This window comes from Enterococcus sp. DIV0187, from assembly GCF_051713785.1.
In the GTDB taxonomy this organism is placed as follows: domain Bacteria; phylum Bacillota; class Bacilli; order Lactobacillales; family Enterococcaceae; genus Enterococcus_A; species Enterococcus_A avium.
Genome location: NZ_JBIOQO010000001.1, coordinates 2,013,415 through 2,033,223, shown reverse-complemented (window position 1 = coordinate 2,033,223; position 19,809 = coordinate 2,013,415). Strand labels below are relative to the sequence as shown.

Sequence of the window (19,809 nt, the reverse complement as noted above, 5' to 3'; positions counted from 1 at the left end):
CGAAGATGAAAAGTGATCTACAAGTGATTCCGGGGATTGGTAAAAATATGACTCAACATTTAATAAACGCGGGTTATCCGACTGTTGAGTCATTGAAAAAGCAAGACCCGGAGGAAATCTACTTAAAGGATTGTGTGAATAAGGGGGAGAAAGTCGATCGTTGCGCCTTGTATGTTTATCGTTTAGCCGTACATTATGCCAATCATGAGGGCGTACTGCCACAGGATAAGCAGAATTGGTGGGATTGGAAGGATAACTAAACAAAAAGAAAAAATCTCGTGAGACATCACGATCAAACTTTGCCAGTCTTTGGCTTAGCTTGATCGTGTTTTTTTGTTTTCAAGCAGTTCAGTTGCGGTGATGCTCTCATCTGGTTTACACTTTCTTTACAAATGTCATGGAAGCGTTACAGGAGGTTAAAAAGAAATTGATTTTCAACAGGTAAAATGATTTTGTTGGTTTGTAAAAAACCGAATGGATTAGTTTGTAGGAATCAGGAGGAGTAGGCCTTGGAAAATGAAGATGTAAAAAAAGCGCTGACGACAAAATCAAAGCGCGCGAGAATCGAACAACGAGGACGTTTTGTTAGTTTTATTTGTATCGCGTTGATCGTGTTTGTGGTTGGAGCAATTTTCTATTTTGTAGCAAGCAAAGGGTTATCAACCTTTTTTGTAGATAAGATTAATGTTTTTGACTTTTTATTTGGTACAGTCTGGAATCCTAGTGCAACAGGACCAGATGGCAAGCCGCTAGTTGGTGCTTTACCGATGATCTTAGGATCGTTTATGGTTACCTTTTTATCGGCTATTGTAGCAACGCCTTTTGCAATCGGGGCGGCGGTTTTCATGACTGAAATTTCCCCAACTAAAGGACAGCGGTTTTTACAGCCGGTCATTGAATTACTTGTAGGGATTCCTTCGGTTGTATATGGGTTTATTGGTTTGACAGTAATCGTACCATTTATTCGTTCAATTTTTGGCGGTACGGGATTCGGGATCCTGTCTGGAACATTTGTTTTGTTCGTTATGATTTTACCAACTGTAACTACGATGACAGTGGATACATTGAAATCTGTACCACGTCATTATCGGGAAGCTTCACTGGCTCTTGGTGGCACACGCTGGCAAACGATATATAAGGTTGTCTTGCGTGCGGCAATACCAGGAATTTTGACGGCGGTCGTTTTTGGTATGGCTCGTGCCTTTGGTGAAGCCTTGGCCATTCAAATGGTGATCGGGAATGCGGCATTGATGCCGACAAGCCTGACCACTCCAGCATCTACGTTGACTTCGATTTTGACAATGGGCATCGGAAATACGATCATGGGCACAGTAGAGAACAATGTTCTGTGGTCATTGGCACTGATCCTATTATTCATGTCTTTAGTTTTCAATATCTTGATTCGCTACATTGGAAAGAAGGGGGAGATCAGCAATGGATAAAGCAAAACGTGCAGATAAAATCGCAACGGGTATTCTATATGCCGTCTCTGGCCTAATTGTCGCAATCTTAGCTTTTCTATTACTTTATATTTTAATTCGCGGCTTGCCGCATGTTTCGTGGGAGTTCTTGACCTCGCCTTCGAAAGCTTATCAAAAAGGCGGCGGGATTGGTATTCAATTATTTAACTCGATCTACTTATTGCTGATAACGATGATTATTAGTCTACCTATCTCATTAGGTGCAGGTATTTACTTATCTGAATATGCGAAGAAAAATTGGGTTACTAATCTTATTCGTACCTCAATCGAAATTCTGAGCTCGCTACCTTCAGTGGTTGTCGGTTTGTTTGGCTTCTTGATTTTTGTTATTCAGTTTGGTTACGGCTTTTCAATCCTTTCAGGTGCGTTGGCTCTAACATTGTTTAACCTACCATTATTAACAAGAAATATCGAGGAATCACTAAGAGCGATTCATTATACTCAACGGGAGGCAGGCTTGGCTTTAGGCTTGTCACGTTGGGAAACTGTTACAAAAATCGTCGTACCGGATGCTTTACCAGGAATTTTAACAGGGGTTATTCTAAGCTCTGGCCGAATCTTTGGCGAAGCGGCAGCCTTAATCTATACAGCAGGACAAAGCGCACCAGCTTTGGATTTTACCAACTTCAATCCATTAAGCGTTTCGAGCCCGTTAAGCATTTTCCGGCAAGCAGAGACCTTAGCAGTGCACATTTGGAAGATTAACACTGAAGGCACGATGCCTGACGGAACTTCTGTTTCAGCAGGGGCTTCAGCGGTCTTAATCTTAGCAGTTTTATTGTTTAATTTTGGAGCACGGGCAATCGGTAAACGACTGCATCGAAAAATGACTTCAGCTTAAAATAGTTACATTAGTGTGAACTAGGATGTCAGTTCTGCTTTTCGCAGAAAATATCGAACTAGGAGAAATTCAATGAAAGAATACAATTGGGAAGAGCGTAACATCATCAGAATGCCTGGTGAAATCGCCTTGCATACGGAAGATTTACATGTTTATTATGGAGATAATGAAGCCATTAAGGGTGTTGATCTTGAATTTGAAAAAAATAGAATCACCGCTTTGATTGGACCTTCTGGTTGTGGAAAATCAACTTATCTACGTTCGTTAAATCGGATGAATGATGGAATTGCTAGTGCCAGCGTGACTGGAAAAATCGTATATAAGGATGTTGATGTCAACGCCTCAAATATCGATGTTTATGAAATGCGCAAACGTATCGGCATGGTGTTCCAGCGTCCGAATCCTTTTAGTAAATCGATTCGCGACAACATCACTTTTGCGTTAAAGCAGCACGGAATGCGTGATAAACAGCAATTAGAAGAAGTGGTTGAAACAAGTCTGAAGCAAGCGGCTTTATGGGATCAAGTAAAGGATAATTTAGATAAAAGTGCTTTGGCTCTATCTGGGGGACAACAACAACGTCTATGTATTGCACGAGCAATTGCGATGAAGCCGGATATTTTACTATTAGATGAACCCGCTAGTGCGCTGGACCCAATCTCAACAGGTACCGTTGAAGAAACCCTGGTTCAATTAAAAGAAAACTATACCATCATCATTGTGACCCATAATATGCAGCAAGCTGCTCGGATCAGTGACTATACTGCCTTTTTCTATTTAGGTCATGTTATTGAGTACGACGAAACAGCCAAAATCTTTACGCGACCGAAAATCCAAGCTACAGAAGATTATGTATCAGGTCACTTTGGTTAATATCAGTTCCTCTTTTGCAGTTGGTAATAATTGAGTAAATTACTTTATAAGTAGCCGAACCATACAAAAAGCAACGTAGAGGAATGATATACGGCTTGAAGATCAGACTAATTTTTCTGACAAGAAAAATTAATTCCTAAATATGAAAAAGGATGTCAGTTCCTCTTTTCGCAGTTTGTAATAATTGAAAGAGGTATATAATGAGCAGCCAAACCATACAAAAACCAATCTAGAGGAATGATATACGGCTTGAAGATCAGACTAATTTTTCTGACAAGAAAAATTAATTCCTAAATATGAAAAAGGAGCGAACGAATGTCGAAGATTATTACTTCCAAAGACCTTCATTTGTATTATGGTAAAAAAGAAGCCTTGAAGGGCATCAACATGGAAATAGAAAAAGGCGAGATTACAGCGATGATCGGACCATCGGGTTGCGGCAAATCAACCTATTTGCGGTCACTAAATCGCATGAATGACTTAATTCCAGGTGTGACGATCACAGGCAGTGTGATGTATAAAGACAAAGATATTTATAGTCCGAAGACAGATACTGTAAAGTTGCGTAAAGAAATCGGCATGGTGTTCCAACAACCGAATCCTTTTCCATTTTCGATTTACGAGAATGTGATCTATGGGTTAAAATTAAAGGGTGAGAAGGATAAAAGCAAGCTCGATCAAGTCGTGGAAGAAAGCTTGAAAGCTGCTTCAGTTTGGAACGATGTCAAAGATAAGCTCCATGAGAGTGCGTTATCCTTATCAGGCGGACAGCAGCAACGAGTTTGTATCGCACGAGTATTAGCGGTCAATCCGGAAGTGATTCTGATGGATGAACCGACAAGCGCATTGGACCCAGTTTCAACAGGAAAAATCGAAAACATGCTATTGGAATTAAAAGAAAATTACACTATCATTATTGTTACCCACAATATGTCACAGGCATCACGGATCTCAGACCGCACTGCTTTCTTCTTGCAGGGTGAGCTGATTGAATTTGACAAGACCAAGAAGATATTTTTAGACCCAGCAAAACAAGAAACCGAAGACTATATTTCAGGAAAATTTGGTTAGAGATAGAAGGAGGGCAACGATGTTACGTACACAATTTGAAGAAGAGTTGTTGAATCTTCACAATCAGTTTTATGAAATGGGCATGATGGTCTCAAGTGCTGTGCACAAATCAGTCCGTTCATATATCGATCATGATAAGAAATTAGCACAAGAGGTTATTGACCATGACATTGAAATCAATGACATGGAAGTCCGTTTGGAGAAAAAAAGTTTCGAAATGATCGCCCTGCAGCAACCAGTTACGACTGACCTGCGTACGATCATTACGATCATGAAAGCCAGCTCTGACTTGGAACGTATGGGAGACCATGCGGTGTCAGTAGCAAAATCAACAATTCGCCTAAAAGGCTTGCCGCGAATATTAGAAGTTGAAAAAGAAATTAATGAAATGTCTAATTACGTAAAAAAAATGGTAGACAATGTTTTAATTGCGTACGTGAAGACAGATGAAAAAGATGCTCGTATGATCGCAAAAATGGATGAGCGGGTCAATGATTATTTCCAAAAAATCTATGATATGACGACCAATACGATGGAAAAAGAATCTGATACCATTATCAGTGGAACGGATTATCTGCATGTTGCCGGCTACTTAGAACGTGTGGGAGATTACGTGACAAACATTTGTGAGTGGATCGTTTACTTAGCGACAGGAAAAATTACTGAACTGAACAGTAATCGTAACGAAACATTTTAAAGTAAGTGCCAGTTAGAGAATTTTCTAGCTGGTTTTTTTCATTTTAAATAGGAAGAAACACAATCTTCAAAAAGTCGGATAAAAAGATGGGTCTTTAGTCCTATGACAAATACCCAAAAACATTGCATAATATGAATGTAACCAAAAGTAATGTATTTGCTTTTTGAAGGAGGCAATTTCTATGAATGAAAGACAACGAATTTTAGAATTAGTTAAAAAAGGTATTTTATCAACTGAAGAAGGTTTAGATTTATTAGAAAGCATGGCGAAGGCGAAGGATGAAGCGCAGATTAAACAAGCTGCGGATAAAGTGGATTCTTATCACCGCGACCAAGCAACCAATTTAGTTGATGAGTGGGAAACAGGACAAGATACAGAAGAAGCTAAAGGCTCTGAAAAACAGGACTTGGAAGACCTTGAGGCTTACTTCGATGATTTAGCGACAGAAGCGAATCAGATTTCTGCTCGAATTGATGAAATCAATCAAAAGAAAAATGAATTGAAAGCCGCGCTTCATGAAAAACAAGAAGTTTTGATGGAGTTGGACACGAAAGAAGAATTAGATACATTATCAGAAGAAGATGATGACATTCGTGAAGCAGTAGAAGATGAAATCGATGACTTGAAAGAAAAAATCGCTAAGTTAGAAGAAAAAGTTGCTGAAGAAGAAGAAGAACTGAAAAATGTTCAAGACAACCAAAGTGAAAATCGCAAAGAACGTAATCGTACATGTTTTGATATTCCAGACGATTTGAAGGATCAAGCAAGCGAAACTTTCTCGCAAGTTGGTGAAAAATTGGGAGAAGCCGGCGTTCAATTAAGCCGCTTGATGAAAAAGACCTGGAAAACCGTTTCTGATACGGTAGAAGAAAATGTTGATTGGAAAGACTTCAACGTCAAAGTTCCTGGTTTAGTAACGTCTAAGTTTGAACATCAATTTTTATATACTGATGTTGAACCAACCTTGATCGATATCAAATTAGCAAATGGTAAAGTTACCTTAAAAGCTTGGGATGATGCGGCTATTAAAGTAGATGCCAAAATCAAACTTTATGGTAAAATGAATGAAGCAACGCCATTACAATCATTAATGGAACGCAGCCAGATCGAAGTGAATGATGAACATATCTCATTCCAAATCCCGAATAAACGTGTTCAAGCAGAATTAGTCTTCTACTTGCCAAGACGGACATACGATCACGTTGCAGTAAAATTACTAAATGGTGATTTGAACGTTGAAGAGATGGATGCCAAGGATGTATATGCCAAATCAACTAACGGCAATATCACCTTCAAACATATTGATGCGACAATGCTTGAGATCCAAGGGGTCAACGGCAACATTGAGATTCGTGAAGGCGCGATCCTAGATTCGATTATCGAAACCGTTAATGGAAATATCGTTACGAAAGCAGCGATTCAAAATTATGGCATTTCGTTAGTCAATGGCGATGTGAAATTGACGGCTGGTCATGATAGCCTACAAAAAATCAAAGCCAGCTCAGTGAATGGTAATGTTAAAGTTTCTTTAGGAAAAACAATCGGCTTGGAAGGCTTGGCCAAGACAAGTTTAGGCAGTATCAATGATCGCTTATCAAACTATGAAGTGATCAGAGAGAAAAAAGAAAAGACCAATCGTTTATTACAATTCCGTCGAGTTGCCGATGACATGGCGAAGATCGATGTTTCGACAACGACTGGTAGTATTTTCTTGAAAGATTTCGACAATTAGGAAATAATAAGGAAGGAAGATTCATATGCAAAAGAGATTACAAAAGTCACGAACAAATGTGGTACTTACAGGTACCTTAGCCGGGATCGCCGAATACTTCGGGATCGATCCAACAATCGTGCGTGTGATTTATGTTTTCTTAAGTTTCGGCTTAATCGGCGCACCGGTTGTATTATATGTCTTGTTAGCATTGGTGATTCCCGCAGCTCCAAGAGGGGGACGGGATTCATATGGACACAATAATCCATACTATGGAAACAACGACTACAACAATTATGAGAAAAAAGCGTCACGCCAACGTAAGAAAGCGGACAAAATCGACGATGATGACTGGAGCGACTTTTAATGACTTACCTACAGCGCTTAATAGCTAATGCACTGATCTTTATTTCACTGTCAGTGCTCTTTCCTGATCATGTATATGTGGAAAGTCTGATGATGGCTATTACTGCAAGCTTTGTCCTATCCATTTTAAATACCTTAGTGAAACCGATTCTGATTTTACTTTCACTACCGTTGAATATTATGACTTTGGGACTGTTTAGTTTTGTAATTAGCGCTGGTATGCTGCAATTGACTTCCAACTTATTAGGAAATTATCGTTTTGGCTTTTCCAGCTTTGCCATCTCAATTCTGGTGGCTGTCGTCATGGCGATTGTCAATGCGATCGTTTCAGATCATAATATCGATAAGTACACGGATAGGTAATTTACCTATCCTTTTTTTGGAAAAATAATTCCTTAAAAGTGAGCTAGCTGTTAACCAATATGCTATTTTGCAGATAAGTATACTATAAAAAATCTGATTCTTTTAGGAGAACAGCACCTAAATCGTGGCTTTACAAAATATTTGTAAGGCCTTTTTTTATTCTTTCTTGGAAAGTTGTCTCTACCTAGTCACTCCATGGATAAAATGATAAAATAGAGCGGAAGTGTAGAAAAGAGGGATTATATGGCTGAAACAGTAAAAGTAAAAGAACTAGTTGATAAGCTTTCGTTGGAAGTAGTAACTGGAGATGAAGAAAGTCTTGAACGGGTCATCACCACTGGCGATATTTCACGTCCCGGGTTAGAATTGACCGGCTATTTTAATTATTATTCGCATGATCGTTTACAACTTTTTGGAAATAAAGAAATTACCTTCGCAGAACGGATGATGCCAGAAGAACGTTTGATGGTGTTGCGTCGGATGTGTAGCGATGATACCCCTGCTTTCATCGTTTCTCGTGGATTGACTCCGCCAAAGGAAATGATTGAAGCGGCTAGCGAACGAAATATTCCAGTATTGAGTTCACCAATCTCAACCTCACGTTTGTTAGGGGAGATTTCAAGCTTTTTAAACGGCGGCTTAGCGCCTCGGACGAGTGTTCATGGGGTATTAGTCGACGTTTATGGATTAGGTGTGCTGATCCAAGGGGATAGCGGTATCGGTAAAAGTGAAACCGCATTGGAATTAGTTAAACGCGGCCATCGTCTGATCGCAGATGATCGTGTCGATGTCTACCAGCAGGATGAACTGACATTAGTTGGTGAACCACCAAGAATTTTACAGCATTTAATCGAAATTCGTGGAATCGGAATCATCGACGTGATGAATCTATTTGGGGCTAGTGCTGTTCGGGGATCAATGCCTGTTCAATTAGCCGTTTACCTAGAAAGCTGGTCCAAAGATAAAAAATATGACCGCTTAGGCAGCGGAAATACAGAAGTAGAAATCGCAGAAGTAAAAATTCCGCAAGTGAAGATTCCTGTGAAGACGGGCCGAAATGTCGCGATTATTATTGAAGTTGCGGCAATGAATTTCCGTGCGCGTACTATGGGCTACGATGCAACGAAGACCTTTGAAGATCGTTTGACCCAATTAATCGAAGAAAATTCTGGGCAGTAAGATGGTTGCTCAAATAAATCGTGTGGCCTTTGAATTGTTTGGTCTTCAAATTTATTGGTACGCGATCATCATCGTCTCTGGAATTGCACTTGCTCTATGGATGTCTAATCGTGAAGCAGTAAGAGTCGGGCTAAAGGAAGATGATATGACGAATTTTATTTTATGGGCACTGCCGATCGCGATTATCGGTGCTCGCTTGTATTACATCTTGTTTGATTTAGAACCCTATCTTGCTGATCCAATCCAAATCTTCAATACACGAAGCGGTGGTCTAGCTATCTATGGTGGATTGATTGCAGCAGTCATCGTATTGATTGTATATACTCGCCATAATTTTATTGATCCATGGCTGTTTTTAGATGTAGTTGCGCCAGGTGTAATGCTGGGGCAAGCGATGGGTCGTTGGGGGAATTTCACGAATCATGAGGCTTATGGCGGAGAAACAACGCGTCAATTTTTAGAGAGTCTATATTTGCCGCAGTTTATTATTAACAATATGTATATTGACGGCGCTTTTCGTCAACCTACCTTTTTCTATGAATCAATGTGGAGCCTATTAGGACTTATCCTAATTTTGATTATTAGGAAAAAAGTCGCGGTTAAACGTGGAGAATTGTTCTTAGGCTATGTGACATGGTACAGCTTTGGTCGTTTCTTTGTCGAAGGAATGCGAACAGACAGTCTCTATTTCTTTGGGGGACTTCGCGTCTCTCAAGTATTATCACTGGTTCTTTTTGTTGGAGGAATCGCTCTATTATATTATCGACGAAAAAAACGAACAGACATCAAGTTATATGAACGTGATCAAGGAACTAATCAAGCCTTGATATGAGAACCTATTATCAGTTTATGCTATGATAGTAAAAAGAACTTTCTTACGAAATAAATTATTTACTATGTTATCAATTCGATGAAGTATTTAGAAAATTGTTATCTTGTTAGCTATCTTCTATTTACAATCGAATGCGCTATTATGAACTAGGAGGAAATTTCTTTGAAACAAAAAGTTGCAGTTTTAGGCCCAGGATCTTGGGGAACGGCGTTGGCACAAGTATTAGCCGAAAATGGACACGAAGTAAGACTTTGGGGGAACCATGCGGCACAGATTGATGAAATCAATACTTACCATACGAACCGCCATTATTTACCGGATTTAAAAATTCCTGAAAGCATCAAAGGTGAGAAAAATCTTAAGGATGCTGTGAAGGACGCGGATGCTGTTCTTTTCGTAGTTCCAACAAAAGCGATCCGTTCAGTCGCTCAGGAATTTGCTCAAGTGGCAGAGAACAAACCTGTGATTATTCATGCTAGTAAAGGGCTTGAACAAGACACGCATAAACGAATCTCTGAAGTTTTAATCGAGGAGATCCCAGAAGCGCATCGCCAAGGAGTCGTCGTTTTATCTGGACCAAGCCATGCAGAAGAAGTAGCGGTTCACGATATCACTACCATCACTGCTGCCTGTAAAGACGAAAAATTAGCAGGGTATGTACAAAAGCTGTTCATGAACGAATATCTTAGGATTTATACGAATCCAGATGTGATTGGTGTTGAAATGGGCGCGGCATTAAAGAATATCATTGCTTTGGGAGCCGGAGCTTTGGCGGGGCTTTCTTATGGGGATGATGCTAAAGCAGCGATTATGACTCGGGGATTAGCGGAAATCAGTCGTTTAGGCGTTAAAATGGGTGCGAATCCATTAACGTTCATCGGTTTGAGCGGTGTTGGTGATTTGATCGTAACCTGTACTTCCGTTCACTCACGTAACTGGCGCGCTGGGAATCTATTAGGAAAAGGCCATAAGCTAGATGAAGTTCTAGATAATATGGGCATGATCGTCGAAGGTGTTTCAACGACGAAAGCTGCTAAAGAGCTAGCTGATAGTATGGATGTCAGCATGCCGATTACAGAAACGATTTATGATGTTTTATACAATGACAAAGACGTACGTCAGGCTTGTCGAGACTTGATGATGCGTGAAGGTACGTTTGAAAATGAATTTACTTTAGAATAGAAAGAGTGGGATAAGATTTATGCGAGTAAAAAAAGCAGTTATTCCAGCCGCAGGGTTGGGAACAAGATTTTTGCCAGCTACAAAAGCAATGGCTAAAGAAATGTTGCCTATCGTCGATAAACCAACAATTCAATTCATCGTTGAAGAAGCGCTGAAATCTGGGATTGAAGATATTTTGATCGTAACTGGCAAAGCAAAACGACCAATTGAGGATCATTTTGATGCAAATATTGAATTAGAAATGAATTTACAGGAAAAAGGTAAAACCGATTTGTTGAAGTTGGTTGAAGAAACAACTGATGTGAATCTGCACTTTATCCGTCAGTCACACCCTAAAGGACTAGGTCATGCAGTTTTACAGGCGCGGGCATTTGTCGGCAATGAACCATTTGTTGTCATGTTAGGTGATGATTTAATGGAAGATCGTGTGCCGTTGACGAAACAATTGATGAACGATTACGAGCAAACGCACGCATCAACAATCGCAGTGATGCGCGTACCTGAAAAAGAAACGTCAAAATATGGAATTATTAATCCAGGCGAAGAAGTTTCTAAAGGATTATTCAATGTAAAAAACTTTGTAGAAAAACCAAAACCAGAAGAAGCACCAAGTAATCTGGCAATCATTGGCCGTTACTTGCTGACACCGGAAATTTTTGAAGTGTTGGCATCGCAAAAGCCAGGCGCGGGTAATGAGATACAATTAACAGATGCAATTGATACGTTGAATCGCACACAACGCGTATTTGCTCATGAGTTCAACGGAAAACGATTCGATGTTGGTGATAAATTTGGCTTCATGACAACGAGTATTGAATATGGCTTGAAGCATCCTGAAATCAAGGACAAATTACATGATTACATCATCGCCCTAGGCAAAGAATTAAGCGGACAAAACAAAGTGAAAAAATAATTTCCTAAAGCGCAGTTTTGAAACTGCGCTTTTTATATTGATAGTTATTTTAAAAAAATAAATTATTAGTTTTTTAAATGCCAATCATCACTATTACTAATAGAAAAAATTAGTCTTTTTGTTATATAATATCTCTTGAAAATAACTAAATACAAAGAGGAAAATGAATGAAAAATTCCCGCTTAACGAGAGAAATCGTGATTGATTGCGCAATGAGCTTGGTTCATGAATCTGGCCTTCACGGCTTGAGACTAAATAAAATTGCTGAACGTCTAGAGGTCAAGTCCCCTTCACTGTATACGCATACTGGGAGTATTACTGAATTGCGTCAAGCGGTGGTCAAAAGAGCAATGGAGGAATTTCGTGAGGAGTTAGTGGATTCCTTACTTGGCAGAGCAAATCTTTATGCATTTATCGAATTAGGTAAAACTTGGGCTGCTTATGCGAAAAAAAACAATGCTTTTTATATTGTTTTTTATGAAAAAGATTACATAGACTTTTATGAAGAAAACATTTCTTTTTTCCTAAGAGCGGCATTTGAACGAATTTTTCTAGAATGCGACCTGACTGATCAAGAGGTTCTTCAAGTTGAACGTGTTTTAACGAATTATTTCCGCGGCCACGCAGATAGCTTCGCTGACAGCAGTTTTGATGAGTCGGATTTGATTAGTGATTTAGAGATTATTTACAGTGGTATCCTGCAAAATTTTATGAAGGTATCTCAATGAATTCGTTGAGATATTTTTTTTATTAGAGTTTATTACAATTCTTTCTCTTTCATTAATTTCTTTGGGAATGGTATAATTTAAGTTAGCATAATGAGTGAAAAATGAGAGGAGCGATTGAATGAGTTTAGGCGGTATTGCGGCAATTATTGCGGCACTCGCATTTGTTGTGTTGGTCATCTTTTTAGTGCGTGTCTTGAGTCAGGTTTCAAAAACAGTTGAAAAGGTTGAGACAACAGTAACTGAGGCGAATACAACAATCGATGTTCTTACAAAAGATGTTGATTTACTCATGCAGCAGGTGGAAGGATTACTAGTTAAAGGAAATCACTTGCTGAATGATATTAATGGGAAAGTAGAAACGATTGATCCATTGTTTACGGCGGTGGCTGATTTGAGTCAGAGTGTTTCTGATTTAAATACGACGAGTCGAAATCTTGCTGGAAAAGTTGGCGGTGTCGGAAAGAATGCGGCAAAGGCGGGTGTCGCAGGAAAAGTTGGCGCGACAACGATGAGATTCTTTAGAGATCGTAAGACAACAACGAAAACGGAGGGATAACAACATGACTAAACGTGGAAGATTTTTTGCAGGAGCCTTAATTGGTGGAACAGCAGCAGCTGTAGTAGCATTGCTATTAGCACCAAAATCGGGCAAAGAGATGCGTGAAGATTTAGCGAAGAAGACAGATGAGTGGTTAGACTTAGCTTCAGATTATACCGATGATTTTGTATCAAAAACCAGTGAAGTGGGATCTATTGTAAAAGAACGTGCTTCTGATTTGGGCGATCAAGCCAATGACTTAGCTTCAAACGTGAAGAGTAAAGTAAGTGATTCGATGGATGACATGGATGATATTACTTCTGATACGTTAGAAGATTTGAAACGCCAAAGCTCTGATTTATCTGATCGTTTCCGTAAAGCAGCCGGCGATGCCAAAGATGTTGCAGAAGATGCTTCAGAGGATATCGTGATCGATGTTAAGGAGACAAAAGAAGAGGCGAAGGAAACCGTTACTGAAGGCGCCGATGAGTTAGCAGATAAAGCCAAAGAAGTAAATGAAGAAAAACCGGCTTTCGAGGAAGTCAAAGAAGAATTAAAAGAAGAAGTCGAAAAAAATAATCCAGAATAAAAAATCTAGTCCTCAGCTTTGAGGGCTATTTTTTTATGCGGAAAGTATAAAAGTTTCTCATGAATAAATCGCTTTACAGCAGGTGTATTCATGTCCGACTTCACGAACTAGCTTTTCTACGCAAGCTACGCATACAGTTACTGCTAAACTCCGTTAAGCAGAACTAACATTTCGGCAATAAGCAAAAATATTTCTAAATTTGAGAAGCACCAGGTAGGTACCAATCAACATCAGTTCTCTTCGATCACTGTGTTTCTTGGCAATTTAGAAATATTTTGGTCTTATTGCTGAGACACACAGCGACTACTTGCAGAGCTGATGTGGAACAGTACCTACCTGGTGCTCAAAAGCTGAGCGAGTTCGTGAAGCCTTTTTTATGCAGAAAAATCGGTTTGCTTAAGAAAATCTTTCAAGAAATAGACTCATTTTAAAAGTGTTGCGTGCGCAACGCCTGTTGTTGCTGTAATCTCAAGTTACATCAAAGAATAATAGAGGAGTAACGAAAATTGGAAATAGGAAAAATTATTCGTTCAAAAAGAGAAGAATTGAAGATGACCCAACAGCAATTGGCGGATCAACTTTATGTTACAAGACAAACGATTTCAAAATGGGAGCTAGGAAAAAGTGAACCAGATGCGCTTTCAAAAAAAAGTTTGGAAAAAATTTTGGCCGTTCAATTAGTGCAGGAGTCTTCTTCAAAAGAAAATGAGGAGGAACATGTTATGAAGAAAATTCAGTGGTTTGTGGGGTTATTTTTATTTGGTATTGCTTTTTTACCATTGCGCTTTTTATGGGTTACGATACGTCGATACTGGAGGCAGCCTTGGATTCGTTTTGCTGTGATGCCAGTGCTGTTATCCTTTATACTATGGTATTTGCATTCGCTTAAGGACAATGTCTTCTATTTGTTTTTAGCAATGATTGTAGCGGCATACTTGATTACCAGTTATTACTTTTTTGGCGATCGTGAAGGAGTAAGGGATAATTAAAAAAAAGTGATCCTTATCAATTAAGATAGATAAGGATCACTCGCTTTTTTCTATAAGATAATCAACTCTTTTGATGTCTTAGTAAATGGAATGCATCCGTCTTTTGTCACATAGATGCAGTCTTCGATTCGAACGCCTACATCATCTGGTAAATAGATGCCTGGTTCAATTGAGAAGCACATACCCTCTTTAACCACTAAATCATTACCGCCTACAATTTGTGGAAATTCATGGATCGTTGTTCCGATTCCATGACCTAGGCGATGATTGAAGTATTCTCCATAACCATGGCTTTCAATGACATCACGTGCGATTTTATCAAGTTCGCCACAAGTAATACCCGGTTTTACCGCTTCTTGTGCACTTAGTTGAGCCTCTAGGACAATATTATAAATATCCTTTTGATGATCGGTTGGTTTTCCGCAGGCAACAGTTCTTGTCGCATCACTGCAGTAACCGTTAACGATCGTCCCTAAATCAAACAAGACCAATTCGTTTTCTTTACACGTATTTTTCCCTGGTGTGCCATGAGGACTAGCAGCGTTTGGTCCAGCGAGTACTTCGGTTGGGAAGGACATTTGTTTGATGCCTTTTTTCTTCAATTCATATTCGATTTCTGCCACGATCTCTTCTTCAGTAATACCTGGTTTTACGTGTCTGAAGCCAATTTCAAAAGCAAGATCCGCAGTTGAGCCAGCTTCAATCAACTGTTGGCATTCCTCTTCGGTCTTATATAATTGCAATTCTTGAACTAGCGGAGTCAAGTCAGCTGAAAAATCAGCAGCTGGGAACGCTTCGCTTAATCGCAGGTAGCGGTCTAGAACTAATTGATTTTTTTCTAACGCAATTTTTTTAGGAGAACCGTAACGTTTTTTGATTTCATCCACGATGATAGAGAACGGGTCTTGGTTGTCTAAGTAGCCCACAACATCATATTCGAAGCTGCTGGCTTTAGCATCTTCTACTTCAAGACCGGGTGCAAATAGAAAAGGGTCTTTTTCAAGTGGAATGAATAACGCTAATACACGTTCCATCGGATTGCTGTCAAAGCCTGAGAAGTAGCCGATATGGCTGGCGTCAGAAATATAGGCTAGATCGACATTGTTTTTTTGCATCCAATTTCGTAATTCTGAAACTTTTTCTTGGTTCATTAAAACTTCCTTCTTTCTTTCAGCATTATTATTATTGTAACACTGATAAATTTTATTGGAAAACGATTCTTATAAAACGCTTACAAAATTTTGAGAAAAAATGTGTAAAACGGTTGCAATCAATGAAACAACGTGCTATTATCTTTTAGAAATGTAAATGATATTTTCTGAAAACAATTTTAAAGGAGCATATCCATGGAAAAGCAAACAATTACGATTTATGATGTTGCCCGCGAAGCTAATGTTTCAATGGCGACCGTTTCTCGTGTGGTCAACGGCAACCCCAATGTGAAACCAACAACACGTAAAAAGGTGTTAGAAGTTATTGAGCGTCTCGATTATCGTCCAAACGCTGTCGCACGAGGACTAGCAAGTAAGAAAACAACGACAGTCGGTGTAATCATTCCGGATGTCAGCAATATGTTTTTCGCGTCATTAGCACGGGGAATCGACGATATTGCAACAATGTACAAGTACAATATTATTTTAGCTAACTCAGACGGCGAAGCTCAAAAAGAAGTAAATGTGCTGAACAACTTATTAGCAAAACAAGTTGACGGAGTGATTTTCATGGGTCATCGAATCACTGATGAAATCCGTGCGGAATTCTCACGTTCAAAAACACCGATCGTTTTAGCTGGTTCAATCGATCCAGATGAACAAGTCGGCAGTGTAAACATCGACTACAAAGCAGCAACGAAAGAATCAATCGACTTATTAGCAAAACATGGCAATAAGAAGATTGCCTTCATTAGTGGCGCCTTAATTGATGCCATCAATGGACAAGCTCGTATGGGCGGCTACAAAGAAGCATTAGCTGAAAATGGTTTAGACTATAACGAAGGCTTAATCTTTGAAGCACCTTACAACTTTAAAGAAGGTTTAGCATTGACTGAACGCATCTTAAATAGTGGAGCAACAGCCGCTTATGTAACCGATGATGAATTAGCGATTGGTTTATTGGATGGTTTAATCGACAAAGGCGTGAAAGTTCCTGAAGACTTTGAAATCATTACAAGCAATGACTCATTACTGACAGAAGTAGCTCGTCCACGCCTAAGCAGTGTAACACAACCGTTGTATGATATCGGTGCTGTCGCAATGCGTCTATTAACAAAAATGATGAACAAAGAAGAGATTGAACAAAAAACGATCGAATTGCCACATGGTATCTTCGAAAAGGGTTCAACAAAAGAATAATTTTAAAAAAAGCTGTGCCGATTTAGGCGCAGCTTTTTTTGTAAGTATTCTACATCGTCGAAGGATGACGTCGAGCAAAATCAAAGAAACGAAATTTATCCACTTGATGACGACTTTCAGTATATTGGAACTGGCGGGCATCGCTGGTAAAAACGCGGCTCTTTACTGAAACGATATTGATGTCATGCTGATTGAGATCAAGCAGTTCACGATCTTCATCAGTCAATGCATCAATCGTAATTTCTTTTTCAGCGAAAGAAATAGTCAATCCAAGTTGGTTTTCAAAATAGCGATAAATTGAATCTTTTGCAATTTCAGTATCTAATTCTGGTACGATAGTCGTCAGAAGTATGTCCTTGTCGAGGATTACTTTCTTTTGATCAATGGCACGCGTACGGATCAATTTCCAACAAACGGCGCCTGCTTCAAAGCCTGTCACATGGGCTGTTTTATCATCAATCACAATTTTTTTAAGACTAACAACTTCGGTACTACTTTCATAGCCATAAGAATTCTGCAATTCTTTGTAGCTGGTCAGACCTGATACAGGAAATCGCAATTGCTCCCGTTTCAAGACAAGTGACCCCTTGCCTTGGATTTTCTGAATATAACCGTTAGCCATTAAAAGAGATAAGGCTTTGCGTATCGTGTCACGAGAGACATGATAGCTTTGCCGTAGTTTGTTCTCGCTGGGTAGGAAATCTCCTGCTTCATACACACCCTTTAGAATTCCTCGCTCAATCGCCTGATAAATTACTTCATAGTTTTTCATCGTGTCCTCCTTCTATATAAGAAACTAATTTTGTATTTTGATGAACGATCATTTGTTAACTTGTCCGTATAGGTATTTTTATTATACGAATAAAGATTTAGAATGTAAAACGCTTTCTGCTGCTTTAACAAAATTAAAATGAGTAAATTTTTATTTTATAGCTAACTTGTTTGGTAACATCCAAACCTGTTTGTAGTTGCAATACCGATATTCTATGTTTAAACTTAGCTAACTCTTTTTTTAATGAGTATTTTCTCATAAAGCAAAATTCCATTAAGATGTAAGCGATTTACAAAAAAGCAAAAACCTTTTATAGTTAACTTATCAGCTGAACTTATCCATACAAGTTAAAATTATTCGGAGGGAAAAATGATGGGAAAATATGAAAAGGATTCAAAGGACCTGCTGGCAGCAATTGGCGGAAAAAAGAATATTTCCGCGGTCACCCACTGTGCTACACGAATGCGGTTTGTCTTAAATGATCCAAAAAAGGCCGATGAAGCTAAAATTGAAGAAATACCTAGTGTTAAAGGAATGTTTACCAATGCCGGTCAATTTCAAGTGATTATCGGAAATGATGTCGCCGTATTTTATAACGAGTTCGTTAAAATATCTGGAATTGAAGGAGTATCGAAAGAAGCAGCCAAATCAGCAGCAAAACAAAATCAGAATCCAGTTCAACGCGCCATTACTGTTTTAGCAGAAATTTTTACACCGTTATTACCAGCAATTATTGTCGGCGGTTTGATTTTAGGATTTCGTAATATTCTAGAAGCTGTACCGATGGGTTGGCTAGATGGTCAAACGATTGTTGAAGCTTCAACTTTTTGGAGTGGTGTTAATGGTTTCTTATGGCTCCCTGGTGAAGCAATCTTCCATTTCTTACCAGTTGGTATTACCTGGAGTATCGCTCGTAAGATGGGGGCTACGGAAATCCTTGGAATTGTGCTTGGGATTACACTGGTTTCTCCACAATTGTTAAACGCATATGCAGTGAACGGAACGACTGCTGCAGAAATTGCTAAGAACTGGACATGGGATTTCGGCTTTTTTACAGTCGATAAAATTGGTTACCAGGCGCAGGTTATTCCAGCGATGCTGGCAGGTTTCTTATTAGTTTATCTGGAGCGCTTCTTCCGCAAGCATATACCAGAAGCAGTCTCGATGATTTTTGTGCCATTTTTCTCATTGATTCCAACGATTTTAGCTGCACATATTATTTTAGGTCCAATCGGTTGGAAAATCGGGACGGCTATTTCCGCTGTCGTGAATGCAGGATTGACTTCTAGCTTCAGCTGGTTATTCGGTGGTATTTTTGGAGCACTTTATTCGCCTCTGGTCATCACAGGTTTGCATCATACCACTTTGGCGATTGATTCACAGCTGATTGCCGACTTTGGTTCAACGAATCTTTGGCCAATGATTTGTTTATCAAATATTGCTCAAGGAGCCGCTGTTTTAGCAATAGTATTTGCTCATCGCGGCAACAAAAAAGAAGAACAAGTATCGATTCCATCGGTTATTTCAGCTTGGTTAGGTGTAACTGAACCAGCAATGTTCGGGATCAATCTGAAATATACTTATCCATTTATTGCAGCTATGATCGGCAGTGGAATCGCTGGATTGTTCGTTACACTTTTCAAAGTACGAGCGCTATCGATCGGAGTCGGCGGATTGCCAGGGATTCTAGCAATTCGTCCACAGGATTATCCAATCTTTGCCATCGGTATGGTGATTGCGATCGCCGTTCCATTCTTGCTGACCTTGACTTTCCGACGCATCGGTCTATTTAATAAAATCGATCGTGTGGAAGAAGGCAATGTACCGACTTTAGGCAGCGAGACAACTAAAAAAGCTGGGGCTGTCGTTGAATTATTTGCTCCAATTGCTGGTATGCTGCACCCATTAAGCAGTGCCAAAGATCCTGTTTTTGCTGAGGGGATGATGGGACAAGGCGTTGTGATTGATCCTAGCGAAGGCAAACTATATGCGCCATTTGATGGTCAAATCAGCTTACTATTCCCAACGAAGCATGCAATCGGATTAGTCAGTACAGAAGGTACTGAAGTGTTGATCCACATCGGAATCGATACAGTACAGCTGGATGGAAAATACTTTACCAGTCATGTGAAGCAGGGTGACAGCGTCAAAAAGGGTCAGCTCTTGATGGAATTTGATGTGGAGGCGATCAAAGAGGAAGGGTATGAAGTGCAAACACCAATCATTGTGACAAATTCGACCGATTTTCAAGTGGATCCTTTGTTGGAAGAAGCAGCAGTCACAAGTAATGAAAAAATCTTAACCGCAACAGAATTATAGAAAGCTGGAGGGCG

Annotated in this window: 21 protein-coding genes; 19 read left to right on the top strand and 2 right to left on the bottom strand. The window is 39.4% G+C overall.

The window, feature by feature from the left end:
* The first annotated feature begins 5 nt into the window (after window positions 1-5).
* The 17 genes from IGI52_RS09940 (at window position 6) to IGI52_RS09860 (ending at window position 14,353) form a co-directional block, all read left to right on the top strand.
* Window positions 6-260: a helix-hairpin-helix domain-containing protein gene (locus IGI52_RS09940; RefSeq protein ID WP_438781194.1), complete on the top strand. Its 255-nt coding sequence runs from the start codon at window positions 6-8 to the stop codon at window positions 258-260.
* A gap of 249 nt (window positions 261-509) precedes the next feature.
* The gene (gene pstC / locus IGI52_RS09935) at window positions 510-1,442 is read left to right on the top strand and encodes a phosphate ABC transporter permease subunit PstC (protein ID WP_016181276.1); all 933 of its coding nucleotides are present in this window, start codon (window positions 510-512) and stop codon (window positions 1,440-1,442) included.
* Window positions 1,435-2,322: a phosphate ABC transporter permease PstA gene (gene pstA, locus IGI52_RS09930; protein WP_016181277.1), complete on the top strand. Its 888-nt coding sequence runs from the start codon at window positions 1,435-1,437 to the stop codon at window positions 2,320-2,322. Before pstC ends, pstA begins: the two co-directional genes overlap by 8 nt.
* 72 nt (window positions 2,323-2,394) lie before the next feature.
* The gene (gene pstB, locus IGI52_RS09925; protein ID WP_016181278.1) at window positions 2,395-3,195 is read left to right on the top strand and encodes a phosphate ABC transporter ATP-binding protein PstB; all 801 of its coding nucleotides are present in this window, start codon (window positions 2,395-2,397) and stop codon (window positions 3,193-3,195) included.
* A 315-nt stretch (window positions 3,196-3,510) separates the two neighbouring features.
* The gene (pstB, locus tag IGI52_RS09920) at window positions 3,511-4,266 is read left to right on the top strand and encodes a phosphate ABC transporter ATP-binding protein PstB (RefSeq protein ID WP_016181279.1); all 756 of its coding nucleotides are present in this window, start codon (window positions 3,511-3,513) and stop codon (window positions 4,264-4,266) included.
* Between the two features lie 19 nt (window positions 4,267-4,285).
* On the top strand, window positions 4,286-4,963 hold the full coding sequence (gene phoU / locus IGI52_RS09915) for a phosphate signaling complex protein PhoU (RefSeq protein ID WP_016181280.1): 678 nt from the start codon (window positions 4,286-4,288) through the stop codon (window positions 4,961-4,963).
* Window positions 4,964-5,144: 181 nt separating this feature from the next.
* Entirely contained in the window at window positions 5,145-6,695 is a 1,551-nt protein-coding gene (gene liaX / locus IGI52_RS09910; RefSeq protein ID WP_438781193.1) for a daptomycin-sensing surface protein LiaX, read from the top strand.
* A 25-nt stretch (window positions 6,696-6,720) separates the two neighbouring features.
* On the top strand, window positions 6,721-7,041 hold the full coding sequence (locus tag IGI52_RS09905; RefSeq protein ID WP_016181282.1) for a PspC domain-containing protein: 321 nt from the start codon (window positions 6,721-6,723) through the stop codon (window positions 7,039-7,041).
* Window positions 7,041-7,403 carry a phage holin family protein gene (locus IGI52_RS09900; RefSeq protein WP_016181283.1) on the top strand — a complete coding sequence of 121 codons (363 nt, stop codon included), beginning with the start codon at window positions 7,041-7,043 and terminating at the stop codon, window positions 7,401-7,403. The genes IGI52_RS09905 and IGI52_RS09900 overlap by 1 nt, the downstream gene beginning before the upstream one ends.
* A gap of 243 nt (window positions 7,404-7,646) precedes the next feature.
* The gene (gene hprK, locus IGI52_RS09895; protein WP_016181284.1) at window positions 7,647-8,582 is read left to right on the top strand and encodes an HPr(Ser) kinase/phosphatase; all 936 of its coding nucleotides are present in this window, start codon (window positions 7,647-7,649) and stop codon (window positions 8,580-8,582) included.
* Between the two features lies 1 nt (window position 8,583).
* Window positions 8,584-9,414, top strand: coding sequence for a prolipoprotein diacylglyceryl transferase (gene lgt / locus IGI52_RS09890; RefSeq protein ID WP_438781192.1), 831 nt, complete (start codon window positions 8,584-8,586; stop codon window positions 9,412-9,414).
* 162 nt (window positions 9,415-9,576) lie between these two features.
* A complete protein-coding gene (locus IGI52_RS09885; protein WP_048720626.1) occupies window positions 9,577-10,596 on the top strand; it encodes an NAD(P)H-dependent glycerol-3-phosphate dehydrogenase in 1,020 nt (339 codons plus the stop codon).
* A 19-nt stretch (window positions 10,597-10,615) separates the two neighbouring features.
* The gene (gene galU, locus IGI52_RS09880) at window positions 10,616-11,509 is read left to right on the top strand and encodes a UTP--glucose-1-phosphate uridylyltransferase GalU (RefSeq protein ID WP_207487164.1); all 894 of its coding nucleotides are present in this window, start codon (window positions 10,616-10,618) and stop codon (window positions 11,507-11,509) included.
* A gap of 167 nt (window positions 11,510-11,676) precedes the next feature.
* Window positions 11,677-12,237 carry a TetR/AcrR family transcriptional regulator gene (locus IGI52_RS09875; RefSeq protein WP_176674766.1) on the top strand — a complete coding sequence of 187 codons (561 nt, stop codon included), beginning with the start codon at window positions 11,677-11,679 and terminating at the stop codon, window positions 12,235-12,237.
* A gap of 118 nt (window positions 12,238-12,355) precedes the next feature.
* On the top strand, window positions 12,356-12,793 hold the full coding sequence (locus IGI52_RS09870) for a DUF948 domain-containing protein (RefSeq protein ID WP_438781190.1): 438 nt from the start codon (window positions 12,356-12,358) through the stop codon (window positions 12,791-12,793).
* A 4-nt stretch (window positions 12,794-12,797) separates the two neighbouring features.
* Window positions 12,798-13,364 carry a YtxH domain-containing protein gene (locus IGI52_RS09865; RefSeq protein WP_016181290.1) on the top strand — a complete coding sequence of 189 codons (567 nt, stop codon included), beginning with the start codon at window positions 12,798-12,800 and terminating at the stop codon, window positions 13,362-13,364.
* 506 nt (window positions 13,365-13,870) lie between these two features.
* Window positions 13,871-14,353 (top strand): helix-turn-helix domain-containing protein, encoded by a 483-nt coding sequence (locus IGI52_RS09860; RefSeq protein ID WP_016181291.1) that lies wholly within the window; start codon window positions 13,871-13,873, stop codon window positions 14,351-14,353.
* Window positions 14,354-14,403: 50 nt separating this feature from the next.
* Here the strand turns inward: IGI52_RS09860 and IGI52_RS09855 are convergent, their stop codons facing one another.
* On the bottom strand, window positions 14,404-15,504 hold the full coding sequence (locus IGI52_RS09855) for a M24 family metallopeptidase (protein WP_438781189.1): 1,101 nt from the start codon (window positions 15,502-15,504) through the stop codon (window positions 14,404-14,406).
* Window positions 15,505-15,699: 195 nt separating this feature from the next.
* Between IGI52_RS09855 and ccpA the strand changes: the two genes are divergently transcribed.
* Window positions 15,700-16,704, top strand: a complete 1,005-nt coding sequence (gene ccpA, locus IGI52_RS09850) for a catabolite control protein A (protein WP_016181293.1) — start codon at window positions 15,700-15,702, stop codon at window positions 16,702-16,704.
* 49 nt (window positions 16,705-16,753) lie between these two features.
* Here ccpA and treR read toward each other — a convergent pair whose 3' ends face one another.
* The gene (gene treR, locus IGI52_RS09845; protein ID WP_016181294.1) at window positions 16,754-17,476 is read right to left on the bottom strand and encodes a trehalose operon repressor; all 723 of its coding nucleotides are present in this window, start codon (window positions 17,474-17,476) and stop codon (window positions 16,754-16,756) included.
* Between the two features lie 372 nt (window positions 17,477-17,848).
* On the opposite strand from treR, the gene treP reads away from it, so the two are divergent.
* Window positions 17,849-19,795 carry a PTS system trehalose-specific EIIBC component gene (gene treP, locus IGI52_RS09840; protein ID WP_034876808.1) on the top strand — a complete coding sequence of 649 codons (1,947 nt, stop codon included), beginning with the start codon at window positions 17,849-17,851 and terminating at the stop codon, window positions 19,793-19,795.
* The last annotated feature ends 14 nt before the right edge of the window (window positions 19,796-19,809 follow it).

Coding starts and splice junctions, on each gene's coding strand:
- liaX (WP_438781193.1), top strand. CDS start 5,145: ATGAATGAAAGACAACGAATTTTAGAATTAGTTAAAAAAGGTATTTTA.
- hprK (WP_016181284.1), top strand. CDS start 7,647: ATGGCTGAAACAGTAAAAGTAAAAGAACTAGTTGATAAGCTTTCGTTG.
- IGI52_RS09870 (WP_438781190.1), top strand. CDS start 12,356: ATGAGTTTAGGCGGTATTGCGGCAATTATTGCGGCACTCGCATTTGTT.
- ccpA (WP_016181293.1), top strand. CDS start 15,700: ATGGAAAAGCAAACAATTACGATTTATGATGTTGCCCGCGAAGCTAAT.
- IGI52_RS09865 (WP_016181290.1), top strand. CDS start 12,798: ATGACTAAACGTGGAAGATTTTTTGCAGGAGCCTTAATTGGTGGAACA.
- lgt (WP_438781192.1), top strand. CDS start 8,584: ATGGTTGCTCAAATAAATCGTGTGGCCTTTGAATTGTTTGGTCTTCAA.
- IGI52_RS09855 (WP_438781189.1), bottom strand. CDS start 15,504: ATGAACCAAGAAAAAGTTTCAGAATTACGAAATTGGATGCAAAAAAAC.
- IGI52_RS09900 (WP_016181283.1), top strand. CDS start 7,041: ATGACTTACCTACAGCGCTTAATAGCTAATGCACTGATCTTTATTTCA.
- pstB (WP_016181278.1), top strand. CDS start 2,395: ATGAAAGAATACAATTGGGAAGAGCGTAACATCATCAGAATGCCTGGT.
- phoU (WP_016181280.1), top strand. CDS start 4,286: ATGTTACGTACACAATTTGAAGAAGAGTTGTTGAATCTTCACAATCAG.
- treR (WP_016181294.1), bottom strand. CDS start 17,476: ATGAAAAACTATGAAGTAATTTATCAGGCGATTGAGCGAGGAATTCTA.
- IGI52_RS09940 (WP_438781194.1), top strand. CDS start 6: ATGAAAAGTGATCTACAAGTGATTCCGGGGATTGGTAAAAATATGACT.
- pstA (WP_016181277.1), top strand. CDS start 1,435: ATGGATAAAGCAAAACGTGCAGATAAAATCGCAACGGGTATTCTATAT.
- galU (WP_207487164.1), top strand. CDS start 10,616: ATGCGAGTAAAAAAAGCAGTTATTCCAGCCGCAGGGTTGGGAACAAGA.
- pstB (WP_016181279.1), top strand. CDS start 3,511: ATGTCGAAGATTATTACTTCCAAAGACCTTCATTTGTATTATGGTAAA.
- treP (WP_034876808.1), top strand. CDS start 17,849: ATGGGAAAATATGAAAAGGATTCAAAGGACCTGCTGGCAGCAATTGGC.
- IGI52_RS09875 (WP_176674766.1), top strand. CDS start 11,677: ATGAAAAATTCCCGCTTAACGAGAGAAATCGTGATTGATTGCGCAATG.
- IGI52_RS09905 (WP_016181282.1), top strand. CDS start 6,721: ATGCAAAAGAGATTACAAAAGTCACGAACAAATGTGGTACTTACAGGT.